Genomic DNA, 12934 nt, shown 5'->3' on the forward strand with positions numbered 1-12934 from the left:
AGATGAAGTTCAGCAAAGTAGAATTCCTGGTTGGCACCTTCATGCTGGCCGGCATCGGTGCCATTCTGGCGTTGGCACTGCAAGTGGCCGGTTTGAGCTTCAAACCGGAAGGAGAAACCTATACCCTGCGCGCGCATTTCGATAATATCGGCGGCCTGAAAGTCCGTTCGCCGGTCAAGGTCGGCGGCGTGGTGGTTGGCCGGGTCAGCGACATCGTGCTCGACCCGAAAACCCAGGTTCCCGAGGTCACCCTGCAGATGGAAAAGAGTGCCGGCGAGTTCTCCGAGACCAGCACCCTCTCCATCCTCACTTCCGGTCTGCTCGGCGAGCAGTACATCGGTCTGGCCCCCGGCTTTACCGATGAGGAGATGGGGACCAGCATGCTCAAGGATGGCGACCTGATTGAAGACACCAAATCCGCCATCGTGCTGGAAGATCTGATTGGCAAGTTCCTCTATAGCAGCCAGTCCTCCGACAGCAAGTCAGACAGCAAGAAGGAGTAACCATGTTCAAGAAAATTGCCCTGCTGCTGGGTCTGATGACCAGCATGTTCTTTTCCCTGTCCGCTCAGGCGGTTGATGCCACCGATCCCTACGCGCTGGTGGATCAGGCGGCCAAACAGACCTTTGCCCGCCTGAAAGCCGATCAGGCTGAGGTCAAAAGCAATCCGGACCACCTGCGGGTGATCATCCGCGAAGAGCTGCTGCCCTATGTGGACAACCGCTTCGCCGCCTACAAGGTGCTGGGCAACCAGATCAAGGAGACCACCCCGGCCCAGCGTGACGCCTTCGTCGCCGCCTTTACCGAGTACATGGTGAGCTCCTACGCCGACGCGCTGGCCCACTTCGACAAGCAGACCGTCAAGGTCGAGCCGGGCAAGGCGCCGGGTACCAGCAACATCACCGCCGTCAATGTCAGCGTGAAAGAGGCTGGCAAGCCGGATATCTTCCTCGAGTTCAAGCTGCGCAAGAACAACAAGACCGGCGAGTGGAAAGCCTTCGACATGGTGGCCGAGGGGATCAGCCTGCTCTCCGCCAAGCAGAGCGAGCTGGGCGGCCTCATCCGCCAGAATGGCATCGACGCCGTGATCAAGCAGCTAAACGAGCACAATGCCAAACCGCTGGTACTCAAGAAATGATCCTGAGCGGTGATCTGCAAGCGCCACAGGTCAAGGACCTGTGGCAACGCCGCGACGAGTGGTGGCAGGATGACCGGCTCGAGCTGGGGGGGGTTACCACCCTCGACTCCGCCGGGCTGGCACTGCTGGTCAAATGGGCTAAAGCCGCTTTCGCACGAGGCGCCACACCGCAACTGGTGGGCGCCTCCAGTGATTTCTATACCCTGGCCAACCTCTACGGGGTGGCCGGTTTGTTTCAGTCAACTCCGCTCACAACTGAGGACGCATAATGCAAGTCTCTGAAATTGAAGCGATACTCCTCGAGGCTCTGCCATTGTCCGAAGTCCATGTCAAAGGGGACGGTAGTCACTATCAGGTGATCGCCGTTGGTGACATGTTTGACGGCATGAGCCGGGTCAAGAAACAGCAGGCCATCTATGCCCCGCTGATGGACAAGATCGCCAGCAACGCCATTCACGCCCTCTCCATCAAGGCGTTCACCGACGCCGAGTGGAAACGCGAACGTAAATTCCTAATGCCCTCCTGATTTGGTAACCAAGTAGAAAATGGACAAATTCAAAATCGATGGTCGTTGTACTCTCAACGGCGAAGTGACCATCTCCGGTGCTAAAAACGCCGCGCTGCCGATCCTGTTCGCAACCCTGCTCTGTGATGAAGAGGTTCACCTCTCCAACGTACCGCGCCTGAAAGACGTGGGCACCACCATCAAGCTGCTGGAGATGCTGGGTGCCACCACCAAGGTTAACGGCAATGTGACCGTGCTGACCGGTGCCGTGAACAACCACGTTGCCCCCTACGAGCTGGTGAAGACCATGCGCGCCTCAATTCTGGCGCTGGGCCCGCTGGCCGCGCGTTTCGGTGCTGCCGACGTCTCCCTGCCCGGCGGCTGCGCCATCGGTGCCCGTCCGGTCAACCTGCACGTCCACGGTCTGGAACTGATGGGCGCCAAGATCACCATCGAGGATGGCTACATCAAGGCCCGCGTTGACGGTCGCCTGAAGGGTGCCCACATCCTGATGGATATGGTCTCCGTCACCGGTACCGAAAACCTGATGATGGCCGCCACCCTGGCAGAAGGCCGTACCGTGATCGAAAACGCCGCGCGCGAGCCGGAAGTGGTCGATCTGGCCCACTTCCTCAACGCGCTGGGCGCCAAGATCCAGGGCGCAGGCACCGATACCCTGACCATCGACGGCGTCAAGCGTCTGCACGGCGGCAGCTACAGCGTCCAGCCTGACCGTATCGAAACCGGTACCTTCCTGGTGGGCGCAGCGGTTACCGGCGGCAAGATCACCTGTCGCAACACCGACCCGACCCTGCTGGAAGCGGTTCTGGTCAAGCTGGAAGAGGCTGGCGCCCTGATTGAGAAGGGTGAAGACTGGATCACCCTCGACATGACTGGCCGCACCCTCAAGCCGGTCACCATCAAGACTGCCCCCTACCCGGCATTCCCGACCGACATGCAAGCCCAGTTCACCGTGCTGAATGCGGTGGCCCAAGGCACCGGCATGATCACCGAGACCATCTTCGAGAACCGCTTCATGCACGTTCCCGAGCTGGTACGGATGGGCGCCGACATCGAGTTGCAGGGCAACGTGGCCATCTGCCGCGACACCGCTCAGCTCAAGGGTGCCCAGGTGATGGCAACCGATCTGCGCGCCTCTGCCAGCCTGGTTCTGGCCGGCTTCGTGGCTGAAGGTTCCACCATCGTCGACCGCATCTACCACATCGACCGTGGCTACGAGAACATCGAGCAGAAGCTGCAAGGTCTGGGTGGTCGCATCGAGCGCATCAAGGGCTGATTACCGTCCCTGAGCACTGGCTAACAAAAAGGCCCCTCGCATTGCGAGGGGCCTTTTTCATTGTTTCAGCTCGGCAGAAATCGGGGATCAGTGACCCGCCAGCTTCATCCTCTCCACCAGCACCGAGCCGGTCTTGAGGCTGGAGCGCTCATCTTCATCGCTACCCACAGCCACTATGTGACTGAACATATCTGCCAGATTGCCGGCAATGGTGATCTCCTCGACCGGATAGACGATCTCGCCATTCTCAACCCAGAAACCGGCGGCACCGCGGGAGTAGTCGCCATTGACGATGTTGACCCCCTGCCCCATCAGCTCGGTCACCAGCAAGCCGGTGCCCATCTCCTTGAGCATGCCATTGAAGTCCTGACCTGTGCTGGAGACCTGCCAGTTATGGATGCCACCGGCGTGGCCGGTACTGGTCAGCCCCAGTTTGCGGGCGGAGTAGGAGGTGAGCAGCCAGCTCATCAGCTCGCCGTTGCGCACTATGTCCATGTCGCGAGTGCGCACCCCTTCGCCATCAAACGGGGTACTGGCCAGGCCGCCCAGCAGGTGGGGGAACTCCTGGATAGTCAGCCACTCGGGCAGGATCTGCTTGCCCAGCTTGTCCAGCAGGAAACTCGACTTGCGATAGAGGTTGCCCCCACTGATTGCCATCACCAGATGACCCCACAGACCGGAGGCGGTATCGGGATGGAACATGACCGGAGCCTGGCAGGTCGCAATCTTGCGGGCGCCAAGGCGGGAGAGGGTACGCTCCACCGCCTCGTCGGCGATACGCTGCGGGCTCCAGAGCCCGTCGAGGGTTCGGCTGGAGGAGTAGCCATAATCGCGCTGCATGTCGCCATCCTGCTCGCCGATCAGCACGCAGCTCAGGGAGTTGCGCGAGGCTGCATAGCCTTTGACGAAACCGTGGCTGTTGCCATAGACCTTGATGCCTAGGTGGCTGGAGAAACCGGCCCCGTCGGAGTGCTTGATGCGGGCATCGCGACCCAGCGCCAAGCGCTCGCACTCGGTAGCCAGCTCGATACCGTATTGGGGATCCAGCGCCACCGGGTGGCACAGCTGCAGATCGGGCGCATCCCAGGCCAACAGTTCGGCATCTGCCAGACCGGCACAGGCATCGGGTGATGTATGGCGGGCAATCTCCATCGCCGCTTCAACGGCGGCACGGATGGCGGGACGGCTCAGGTCTGTGGTGGAAGAGGAGCCTTTGCAGCCATCGCGATAGACGGCGATACCGAGCGCGCCGTCCTTGTTGAATTCAATGCTTTCCAGTTCACAACCGCGGGTGTTGACCGACAGTCCGGTCTGCTTGCTGATGGAGACTTCGGCCAGCGAAGCGCCCAGTCCTTTGGCAATATCCAGAGCCTCGGCAACCACGGCCTCGAGATGGGCTTGATCCTGGCGGATTTGGTCTTGCTGATCCATAACTCACATCTGTATGAAGGAAGGAAAGGGGCTAAGCATATCAGACCCCTGCGCCCAGCGGGAGAAGCTGGTAACATATCCACCAAACGTGAATGACAGGAATCAAGAGACCGATGAGTCACCATCAAGACGACAACGAGTGGGAAGATTGGGGCCCCAGCAAGAGCCAGCTCAAGCGCGATGCCGAAGCCCTGCAGAAGATGGGGGAAGAGATTGTCTCCCTCAGCCACAGCGAGCTGGAGAAGATCCCGCTGGATGAAGAGCTGGCAGAAGCGGTCGAGCTGGGCCGCAAGCTCAAGCCGAAGAAGGATGAGTCCTTCCGCCGTCACCTGCAGTTCATCGGCCGCCTGATGCGCAGCCGGGATGTAGAGCCGATCGCCGAAGCGCTCTCCATCATCAAGAACCGCCACTCCACCGTGAATGCCCGCCTGCACCGGCTGGAGCAGTGGCGCGAGCGCCTGATCACCGAAGGTGACAGCGCCCTCAACGAGCTGATGTCCCAGTTCCACGAGCTGGATCGCCAGAAACTGCGCCAGCTGATCCGTTCCGCCAACAAGGAGCGGGAGCTGAACAAGCCGCCGGTCGCCTACCGCGAAATGTACCAGTATCTGCGCGGCGAGATCGAAGACCTGCTGTGATCCCCGAAAAACGCCTCCCCTTGCGGAGGCGTTTTTTTATGCACGCCCCGCTACTCCCGCCCACATCACAACACACACCTCGTTTAATATATCCACCACAATGCAGCAGTTTTATGCAAAGCGATGGCTTGGAATGGCCAAAAATAGGCTACTTGGCGAAGATGCAAGTCACAACCATTAACATTTTTGCATCATTTTGTTTGACATATTGAACGGCCTTGGCAGACTGGAAGCAGGATCCAGGCTGTCGTTGCCGAGGCTGACCGACGATTCTGCCCCCGGGCCGACACGGGATCCCTTGACCATGCTTTGAGGCATGCCCTTGTCCGGTTTATGTGCAAGGGTCTGCCCAAGGCGCAGGATGCGAATTCAACGCCAAGGATAACTCAGGTGCCCTATGCCAACGCCTTCACTCCCTCCCAACCGTAAACCCGTCGTATTGATGACCATGGGCGCCCAGCCCCGCAACGGCCACGCCTATCAGGTGATGACCCACAAATACATCACGCCGCTGGTCGAACTCAGCCACTGTGTCCCACTGCTGGTGCCCACCTGCTGCGGCACCGCCGATCTGGAGCAGTATCTGGATCTGGCCGATGGCGTCTACCTGAGCGGGGCAGGTTCCAACATAGACCCCACCCTCTATGGCCAGGAGAACCTCACTCCGGAAAAACAGCAGGACAGGGATCGCGATCTGTTCGATCTGCCGCTCATCAAGGGGGCGCTGGAGCGCGGACTGCCGATCCTCGGCATCTGCCGCGGCATGCAGGAGATCAACGTGGCGCTGGGTGGAGATATCCACCAGAAGGTCTATAGCGAGCCGGGATACGACGATCATCGGGAAGATTCGGACGATCCGGTAGACGAGCAGTATGGAGAGAGCCACCAGATCAATCTGGTCTCTGGCAGCTGGTTTGCCGACCTGATGGGCGAAGAGAGCATTGCGGTCAACTCGTTGCACGGACAGGGGATCAAGACACTGGGCAGCGGGCTGGAACCGCTGGCCCATGCCGAGGATGGTCTGATCGAGGCTATCCACGCCCCTGTCATCTCCCCCTTCCTGCTGGCTGTGCAGTGGCATCCGGAGTGGAAAGCGAGGGAAAATCCCTACTCCATCAAGATCTTCGAGGCTTTTGGCGATGCCTGCCGCAAGCGCCAGGCGGTCACCAGCAAGACGTAATCACTCGCCAAACCCGCGCGCCTTGAGCTTGGGCATCCCCCCTCGTTCGAGGCGCAGGCCACGACAGGCATCCAGCCCTTTCAGGCCGCGCTGGATATGGTCCGGCGACTGGCCGAATACCATGCCATTGCTGCGATAGAGATTGCTGTCATCCAGCTCGAATTTCTCCCCTCCAATCAACAGCTGCTCACGACCATTCACCTTGTCGCCACGCTTGATGGGTACCGTCATGTCGCTCAGCACCTCGCCAGTCGCACATCCCTCGCGCCAGCGCGCCTCGCTGGAGAAGGGGGTAATAGCAATCTCGCGCCAGGATCCATCCCTGAACTCAACCCGATAGCGATCCACCAGCAGGTCACAGCCTGCCAACGGCAAGAGCGCCATCAAGCAGATGATTTTCTTTGAAAATTGCACTGGAAGACCTCCCTGAAGCAATTGAGTGCAGCATAAATAAAATGGCGCATCGGCGCACCATTTCTCCGCCATGGAACAGCTATGCTGGAGGTAAACAATGCCAAGGGGCTGCTATGTTTGGCGATAATCTCACTGCGCTACCGACCCTGCTCTGGATCGGTGAACACCCGTTTTGGACCCTGCTCACCCTGTCGCTCATGCTGGTGCACTTCTGGCGCCGCCCCGGCGAACGACGGGAGCTGCTCTCCGAGCTTGGTTTCGTGATGATGAGCATTGTGGTCATCGTCCTGATCCAGCTGGAAGGAGGCTGGTTCAAGCTGCCGCTCCCCCACCATCTGCTGGTTGAAATCTCCACCCTGCTGGCAGGGCTGGTGATGGTGAAGATATGGGGGATCCTGCTGTTCGAATTCCTGCTGCCGCTCTGTCACGTGAAGATCCCGCGGATCATCGCCGACATCGTCATCACCATCGGCTACATCGGCTGGGGGCTGTTTCGCCTCTACGCTTCCGGCATGGCGCTGGGAGAGATAGTCACCACCTCGGCGGTGATCACCGCCGTCATCGCCTTTGCCATGCAGGACACCCTTGGCAACCTGCTGGCTGGGGTCTCGATCCAGCTCGACAGCTCCATCTCCATCGGTGACTGGCTGCAGGTGGACACCACCCAGGGGCGCGTCGTCGAGATCAATTGGCGCGCCACCACCATCGAGACCCGCAACTGGGAGACAGTGGTCATCCCCAACAGTCACCTGCTCAAGCAGCGTTTCACTGTGCTCGGCCGTCGCCGTGGCGAACCGCTCCAGTGGCGACGCTGGGTCTGGTTCGATCTGACGCTGGATACCCTGCCGACCCAGATCATCGCCCTTATCGAGAAGTCCCTGCGGGAGACCAAGCTGCCCTGCGTCGCCAAGCATCCCCAACCGGACTGCCTGCTGATGAACGTCGAAGGGGGGATCGCCCGCTATGCGGTGCGCTACTGGCTGACCGACCTGGCCCGCGATGATCCCACCGACTCCATGGTACGCAGCCTCATCGATGCAGCCTTGCGTCGCAATGACAGGCGCCTCACTCCGCCGATCTTCAACGTCTTTATGGCCAAGGAGAAGCAACATCTGGATGCGCGCCACAAACGCCATACCGCCGAGCGTACCGATACGTTGCGCAAGCTGCCGCTGTTTGCCATGTTGCAGGAGAACGAGCTGCTTCAGCTGGCCGATCAGGTGAAATTCGCCCCCTTCGTCAGCGGTGACGTCATGCTGGAGCAGGGAGAGGTGTCAAGCTGGCTCTTCGTGCTGGTCAAGGGTGAGGCCGAGATGCTGGTCAATGCGGAGGGAAAAGAGTTGAAACTCGGCACGCTCGGGGCGGGTGACTTCTTTGGCGAGCTGAGCCTGCTCACCGGCGAGCCCAGCACCTTTACGGTACGGGCGCTCGCCACGGTGGAGACCTATCGCATCAATCAGGCGATGTTCCAGGCGCTGGTTGCTCAACGCGAATCGCTGGTCGAGCCCCTTTATCGGGTGCTGAGCGATCGTCAGCAGGAGCAGCAGGCGCTGCTGGATCGCGAGGCAGAGTCCATGAAGCATCCACCGCAACAGCTGGATCTCCTCGACAAGCTGATGAAGCTGTTTGGCGGCAGATAAGGCAACCTCTGGCGGAGTTGTGACGACAGCTCCGCCATACTACTCCCCCTCATTCCCTCACCAGCCCGGCAACCTTCACAACAGCAGCTCGGCCAGCTCTCCCAGCGCGCTCAGCTCTACATCCGGCAGTTGCTGCAACTGCTGCCATGGCTGCTGCCGCTCGTTGAGCCAGGCGGCGCGAAAACCGTGCAGGCGAGCCCCAAGTACATCGGTCTCGGGATGATCCCCCACATGGAGGATCCGCTCCACAGGCAGCTTGAGGGCGCTGCGGGTCTGCTCAAACATATCCGGTGCCGGCTTCATTCTGGCATTTATCCCCGCCTTGCAGACCAGAGTGAAATAGGGCTCAAGCCCTGCCTGAGCCAGATCCAGATTGCCATTGGTGATGACCACCAGCGGATAGCGTGCCGCCAGCCGGGCCAGCAGCTCATGAGTCGCATCGCTCACCTCGATTTTCGAGCGCTCGGCCAGAAAGGCGGCAAATACCTCTTCGGCGGCGCGTCCAGCCTGCGCCGCCGGCATCCCCCCCTCCATCATGGCGGTACAGATGGTCTGCTGGCGCGCCAGACTGACATCGTGGCGCAGCTCGGGCCGAGCCAGCAGCACCGCGCGTTTGAGCTCCAGCCAACGCGGCTTGTCGAGCATGGCGGTGGCCAGATATTCGCTGCGCAGGTAGCTCAGCATCCACTGCTCGGCCCGCTCGATGGCAGGGCCGTTGTCATAGAGGGTATCGTCGAGATCAAACGAGATGGCGGCAACCGGCTGCCAGCGGCGATAGAAGTGCATGGACTCTCCTCTGCAACGGGGGCGCACAGCCCGTTATTCATCTTCCTGCGATTCGGGATCCCGCTTGGCCCTCGGGTGAGCGCTGTCGTAGACCTTGGCCAGATGCTGGAAGTCGAGGTGGGTGTAGATCTGGGTAGTTGAGAGATCAGCGTGACCCAGCAGCTCCTGCACCGCCCGCAGATCGCCGGAGGACTCCAGCATGTGGGTGGCAAAGCTGTGGCGCAGCTTGTGGGGATGGACATGGGCATTAAGCGCCTGCTTGTTGCCCCAGCCATCGAGGCGGGCCTGTACCGAGCGGGCCGACAGCCGCTGCTGGCGGCTGGATACAAACAGCGCCTCACTCTCGGTGCCCGCCAGCAGGGGTCGCACCTTGAGCCACTTGTGCAGCCACTCCACCGCCATCCGGCCGATAGGCAGCACCCGCTCGCGGGAGCCTTTACCGGTCACCCTGAGCTGACGGTCGTCGAGTTTCACATCCACCAGATTGAGCCCGACCAGCTCGGCGAGGCGCAAGCCGGAGGAGTACATCAGCTCCATGATGGCGCGATCCCGTACCGCCAGCGGATCCTGCTCGTCGGTAATGTTGAGCAGCTGGTGCATCTCGTCCACATCGAGGTTTTTCGGCAGTGGCCGACCCTGCTTGGGGGTCACAATGCCGCGGGCCGGATTGGCCACCAGCCGCCCCTGCCGCACCTGCCAGTCACAGAAGCTGCGCAGAGCGGAGACCTTGGTGGCAAGCGAACGGGGCGCCAGCCCCTCTTTGTGCATCCGGGTCACCAGAGTCCGAACCTGACTCGCCTCAAGACGGCTCCACGTTTCGAGCCCCAGCTTCACCAGCGCGGCGGTCATCGCCTCCAGATGGGCCTGATAGTTGCTGCGGGTGTGAGGGCTGAGCTGGCGCTCGACCCTCAGATATTCGATGAATGCCGCCAGATCGTCAGCCAATCCGGACGGCAGTGGTTCGGCAACAGTAGGCGCCTTGGCGGGCGCCCTAGCCATGCGCCAGCTCTGGCAGCCGCAGTTGCAGCAGTCGGCCCAGCTGGCCCAGCAACAGGGTGTCGTTGTGCGGAGTGAAGTGGCTGGGATCCGAGCTGGCAAAGGCCAACACACCGAGATCGCCGAGCCGCATCAGAGCGACCGAGTTGACCAGCACGTCGTGACCAAACAGCGCCTGCTTCTCGCTCTGGTTCAGACGGCCGAAGTAGTAATCCTGCCCCGGCAAACGTTGACCCAGCAGCTGTTCCAGCTGTTTGCCCTCGGCCAGAAAGCGCGCCTCAGGGCCGCTTAACTGAAACTTTTTCGGGTTGAGCCAGAGCCGCAGACCGGTCAGCCGCAGCCGCTGGACGAAGGCCTTGCCCATCACGGCACTCACCTCGAACAGGGTCTGGCAGCCATAGAGCTCGCCATAGAGATCGGCATAGACCCGGAAGATCCGCTCGTTCTCGCTGGCGATCCCCATCAGTTCGGTGATCTCCTGCTCCAGCTGTTCGATCCGCTCGCGCTGGCGATCCAGCTGGCGTTCGACCAGCGAGACCGAGCCTTTGCGCTCGTGGGGAATGCGGATCCTGTCCAGCACGGCACCGTGGCGCTGGAAAAACTCGGGGTAACGGGCCAGGTACTCCAGCACGGCGGCTTCGTCCACCAGTTGCTCCTGCCGTTTGAGTTCACTCATAACTTGGTTGATCCATCAGAGAAAGGGGACTGGCCCCGACATCATGGGCAGCGGGAGTATGGCTCCTGCCGCCTGAACCGCTATCAATCGGAATAACTGCTTTATACGTCGATCTGGCCATCAAAGACATGTTCGGCCGGCCCGGTCATATAGACCGGCTGGCCCGGCCCTTTCCAGGCGATGGTCAGTTTGCCGCCCGGCAGGCTGACAGTGACCCGCTCCTTGAGCTTGCCTTGGCTCATGCCGATGACTGCGGCCGCACAGGCGCCGGTACCGCAGGCGAGGGTCTCCCCCACCCCGCGTTCGAACACCCGCAGCTTGATCTCGGTGGCGTTGACCATCTCCATGAAGCCGACGTTGACCCGCTCGGGAAAACGCTCGTGACGCTCCATGATAGGCCCCAGTGTCGCCACCGGCGCATCGGCCACCGACGGCACCTCGATGACGCAGTGGGGGTTGCCCATGGAGACGGCGCCGCACATCACGGTATGTTCCTGCGCCCGCAGCAGATAGGTTTTCTCTGCCTTCTGGGCCCGGAACGGGATCTTGCCCGGCTCGAACTGGGGCACTCCCATGTTGACCGTGACCTGATTCTCCCCCTCCAGCTGCAACACGATGCGACCGCGCGCCGTGCTGACCGCGATGCGATCGCGGTTGATCAACCCCTTGAGACGCACGAAGCGGGCGAAACAGCGGGCGCCATTGCCGCACTGCTCCACCTCGCTGCCATCGGCATTGAAGATACGGTAGTGAAAATCGAGCTCGGGGTCATAGGGGGGCTCCACCAGCAGCAGCTGGTCAAAACCGACCCCGAAGTGGCGATCCGCCAGCTTCTTGATGACGTCGTTGCTGAAAAAGATCTTCTGGGTGACACCGTCCACCACCATGAAGTCGTTTCCCAGCCCGTGCATCTTGGAAAAATCTATCAACATCGTGCGTTCCTGTTTTTGGGCGCGCGCTCAAGGCACTTTTTAAAGGCAGCTTAAGGCAGCAAGTGCTCACCGCGCCAGAGATCGGTCAACTGCTCGCGCTCTCTGATGAGGAACGATTGCGTACCGTCCACCAGCACTTCGGCGGCACGAGGACGGGTGTTGTAGTTGGATGACATGGTAAAGCCGTAGGCACCGGCCGAGCGCACCGCCAGCAGCGAACCCTCGGCGATGGCCAAGGTGCGCTCCTTGCCAAGGAAGTCACCGGTCTCGCACACCGGCCCCACCACGTCATAGAGCGCAGGGGGATGGCCGGCACGACTATCCACCTCGATGATGTTCATCCAGGCGCCATAGAGCGAGGGACGCAGCATGTCGTTCATGCCGGCATCAATCAGCGCGAAGTTGCGGGTCTCGCCCGGTTTCAGATACTCAACCCGGGTCAGCAATACGCCGGCATTGGCGACGATGGCGCGGCCCGGCTCGAACAGCAGGGTCAGCTCCCGCCCTGCCAGCTTCTGCTTGAGCGCTTCGGCATACTCGGTCGGGTGCGGTGGCTGCTCGGAACCGTAGTTGACTCCAAGGCCGCCACCCACATCCAGATGGTGGATATGAATACCTTCCGCCGCCAGACCGTCGATGAGCCGCAGCAGCTTGTCCGCTGCTTCCATAAAGGGATTCAATTCAGTGAGTTGCGAGCCGATATGGCAATCCACCCCGACGATCTCGATATGTTCCATCGCCGCCGCCTTGCGATAGATGGCAGGGGCGAGCTCGATGGGGATGCCGAACTTGTTCTGCTTGAGGCCGGTCGAGATATAGGGGTGGGTACCGGCATCGATATCCGGATTGACCCGCACCGATACTGGCGCCTTTTTGCCCATGCTGCCCGCCACCCGGTTGAGGCGCTCCAGCTCCGCTTCCGACTCCAGATTGAAGCAGAGGATCTCTTTTTCCAGCGCGAGGCGCATTTCGGCCTCGCTCTTGGCCACCCCGGAGAAGACTACTTTGCGCGGATCGCCGCCCGCCGCCAGCACCCGTGACAACTCGCCACCGGAGACGATGTCAAACCCTGACCCCAGTCGAGCCAGCAGGTTGAGCAACGCCAGGTTGGAGTTGGCCTTGACTGCATAGCAGATCAGGTGGGGAATATCGCCCGCGGCCTTGTCAAAAGCGTGCCAGTGACGTTCAAGGGTGGCGCGGGAGTAGACATAAAGCGGGGTACCGTACTGCTCGGCAAGCTGTTGCAGCGAGGTTTGCTCGGCCTGAAGCTGGCCATCGGCATCGTAGTTAAAGTGATCCAA

15 protein-coding genes are annotated in these 12934 nt (G+C 60.9%); 8 read left to right on the top strand and 7 right to left on the bottom strand.

Features of this window, described 5'->3' with window-relative positions:
* Positions 1-2 precede the first annotated feature (2 nt).
* From mlaD to murA, 5 genes are read left to right on the top strand one after another with little or no spacing between them, the layout of a single operon-like run.
* Positions 3-503, top strand: coding sequence for an outer membrane lipid asymmetry maintenance protein MlaD (mlaD, locus tag LG31_RS0116210; RefSeq protein ID WP_033115465.1), 501 nt, complete (start codon positions 3-5; stop codon positions 501-503).
* 2 nt (positions 504-505) lie between these two features.
* A complete protein-coding gene (gene mlaC, locus LG31_RS0116215) occupies positions 506-1138 on the top strand; it encodes a phospholipid-binding protein MlaC (RefSeq protein ID WP_033115466.1) in 633 nt (210 codons plus the stop codon).
* Complete coding sequence (locus LG31_RS0116220) at positions 1135-1407, top strand: STAS domain-containing protein (RefSeq protein ID WP_033115467.1); 273 nt, start codon at positions 1135-1137, stop codon at positions 1405-1407. The genes mlaC and LG31_RS0116220 overlap by 4 nt, the downstream gene beginning before the upstream one ends.
* Positions 1407-1664: a BolA family iron metabolism protein IbaG gene (gene ibaG / locus LG31_RS0116225; RefSeq protein WP_033115468.1), complete on the top strand. Its 258-nt coding sequence runs from the start codon at positions 1407-1409 to the stop codon at positions 1662-1664. Before LG31_RS0116220 ends, ibaG begins: the two co-directional genes overlap by 1 nt.
* A 19-nt stretch (positions 1665-1683) precedes the next feature.
* A complete protein-coding gene (gene murA, locus LG31_RS0116230) occupies positions 1684-2940 on the top strand; it encodes a UDP-N-acetylglucosamine 1-carboxyvinyltransferase (RefSeq protein WP_033115469.1) in 1257 nt (418 codons plus the stop codon).
* Positions 2941-3027: 87 nt separating this feature from the next.
* On the opposite strand, the gene pmbA is transcribed toward murA, so the two are convergent.
* The gene (pmbA, locus tag LG31_RS0116235) at positions 3028-4371 is read right to left on the bottom strand and encodes a metalloprotease PmbA (RefSeq protein WP_033115470.1); all 1344 of its coding nucleotides are present in this window, start codon (positions 4369-4371) and stop codon (positions 3028-3030) included.
* 113 nt (positions 4372-4484) lie between these two features.
* On the opposite strand from pmbA, the gene yjgA reads away from it, so the two are divergent.
* Together yjgA and LG31_RS0116245 are read left to right on the top strand one after the other, a co-directional pair.
* Positions 4485-5009 carry a ribosome biogenesis factor YjgA gene (gene yjgA / locus LG31_RS0116240; RefSeq protein ID WP_033115471.1) on the top strand — a complete coding sequence of 175 codons (525 nt, stop codon included), beginning with the start codon at positions 4485-4487 and terminating at the stop codon, positions 5007-5009.
* Between the two features lie 397 nt (positions 5010-5406).
* Entirely contained in the window at positions 5407-6189 is a 783-nt protein-coding gene (locus LG31_RS0116245) for a gamma-glutamyl-gamma-aminobutyrate hydrolase family protein (protein ID WP_033115472.1), read from the top strand.
* Here the strand turns inward: LG31_RS0116245 and LG31_RS0116250 are convergent, their stop codons facing one another.
* On the bottom strand, positions 6190-6573 hold the full coding sequence (locus LG31_RS0116250; RefSeq protein WP_033115473.1) for a hypothetical protein: 384 nt from the start codon (positions 6571-6573) through the stop codon (positions 6190-6192). It lies immediately after the preceding gene.
* 143 nt (positions 6574-6716) lie between these two features.
* On the opposite strand from LG31_RS0116250, the gene LG31_RS0116255 reads away from it, so the two are divergent.
* Positions 6717-8243, top strand: coding sequence for a cyclic nucleotide-binding domain-containing protein (locus LG31_RS0116255; RefSeq protein WP_033115474.1), 1527 nt, complete (start codon positions 6717-6719; stop codon positions 8241-8243).
* A 75-nt stretch (positions 8244-8318) separates the two neighbouring features.
* Here LG31_RS0116255 and LG31_RS0116260 read toward each other — a convergent pair whose 3' ends face one another.
* The 5 genes from LG31_RS0116260 to lysA form a co-directional block, all read right to left on the bottom strand.
* Positions 8319-9029 (bottom strand): HAD-IA family hydrolase, encoded by a 711-nt coding sequence (locus LG31_RS0116260; RefSeq protein WP_033115475.1) that lies wholly within the window; start codon positions 9027-9029, stop codon positions 8319-8321.
* Between the two features lie 33 nt (positions 9030-9062).
* Positions 9063-10028: a tyrosine recombinase XerC gene (xerC, locus tag LG31_RS0116265; protein WP_033115476.1), complete on the bottom strand. Its 966-nt coding sequence runs from the start codon at positions 10026-10028 to the stop codon at positions 9063-9065.
* Positions 10021-10701 carry a DUF484 family protein gene (locus LG31_RS0116270; RefSeq protein ID WP_033115477.1) on the bottom strand — a complete coding sequence of 227 codons (681 nt, stop codon included), beginning with the start codon at positions 10699-10701 and terminating at the stop codon, positions 10021-10023. Before LG31_RS0116270 ends, xerC begins: the two co-directional genes overlap by 8 nt.
* A gap of 101 nt (positions 10702-10802) precedes the next feature.
* Positions 10803-11633 carry a diaminopimelate epimerase gene (dapF, locus tag LG31_RS0116275; protein ID WP_033115478.1) on the bottom strand — a complete coding sequence of 277 codons (831 nt, stop codon included), beginning with the start codon at positions 11631-11633 and terminating at the stop codon, positions 10803-10805.
* Between the two features lie 50 nt (positions 11634-11683).
* Entirely contained in the window at positions 11684-12934 is a 1251-nt protein-coding gene (lysA, locus tag LG31_RS0116280) for a diaminopimelate decarboxylase (RefSeq protein WP_033115479.1), read from the bottom strand.

Source organism: Aeromonas lacus (genome assembly GCF_000764665.1).
Classification (GTDB): Bacteria; Pseudomonadota; Gammaproteobacteria; order Enterobacterales; family Aeromonadaceae; genus Aeromonas; species Aeromonas lacus.

What these genes read in the sequence shown, in the direction of transcription:
- mlaC (WP_033115466.1), top strand. Translation starts at nt 506, where the DNA reads ATGTTCAAGAAAATTGCCCTGCTGCTGGGTCTGATGACCAGCATGTTC.
- LG31_RS0116270 (WP_033115477.1), bottom strand. Translation starts at nt 10,701, where the DNA reads ATGAGTGAACTCAAACGGCAGGAGCAACTGGTGGACGAAGCCGCCGTG.
- LG31_RS0116245 (WP_033115472.1), top strand. Translation starts at nt 5,407, where the DNA reads ATGCCAACGCCTTCACTCCCTCCCAACCGTAAACCCGTCGTATTGATG.
- LG31_RS0116255 (WP_033115474.1), top strand. Translation starts at nt 6,717, where the DNA reads ATGTTTGGCGATAATCTCACTGCGCTACCGACCCTGCTCTGGATCGGT.
- murA (WP_033115469.1), top strand. Translation starts at nt 1,684, where the DNA reads ATGGACAAATTCAAAATCGATGGTCGTTGTACTCTCAACGGCGAAGTG.
- yjgA (WP_033115471.1), top strand. Translation starts at nt 4,485, where the DNA reads ATGAGTCACCATCAAGACGACAACGAGTGGGAAGATTGGGGCCCCAGC.
- ibaG (WP_033115468.1), top strand. Translation starts at nt 1,407, where the DNA reads ATGCAAGTCTCTGAAATTGAAGCGATACTCCTCGAGGCTCTGCCATTG.
- dapF (WP_033115478.1), bottom strand. Translation starts at nt 11,633, where the DNA reads ATGTTGATAGATTTTTCCAAGATGCACGGGCTGGGAAACGACTTCATG.
- pmbA (WP_033115470.1), bottom strand. Translation starts at nt 4,371, where the DNA reads ATGGATCAGCAAGACCAAATCCGCCAGGATCAAGCCCATCTCGAGGCC.
- LG31_RS0116220 (WP_033115467.1), top strand. Translation starts at nt 1,135, where the DNA reads ATGATCCTGAGCGGTGATCTGCAAGCGCCACAGGTCAAGGACCTGTGG.
- LG31_RS0116250 (WP_033115473.1), bottom strand. Translation starts at nt 6,573, where the DNA reads ATGGCGCTCTTGCCGTTGGCAGGCTGTGACCTGCTGGTGGATCGCTAT.
- mlaD (WP_033115465.1), top strand. Translation starts at nt 3, where the DNA reads ATGAAGTTCAGCAAAGTAGAATTCCTGGTTGGCACCTTCATGCTGGCC.
- LG31_RS0116260 (WP_033115475.1), bottom strand. Translation starts at nt 9,029, where the DNA reads ATGCACTTCTATCGCCGCTGGCAGCCGGTTGCCGCCATCTCGTTTGAT.
- xerC (WP_033115476.1), bottom strand. Translation starts at nt 10,028, where the DNA reads ATGGCTAGGGCGCCCGCCAAGGCGCCTACTGTTGCCGAACCACTGCCG.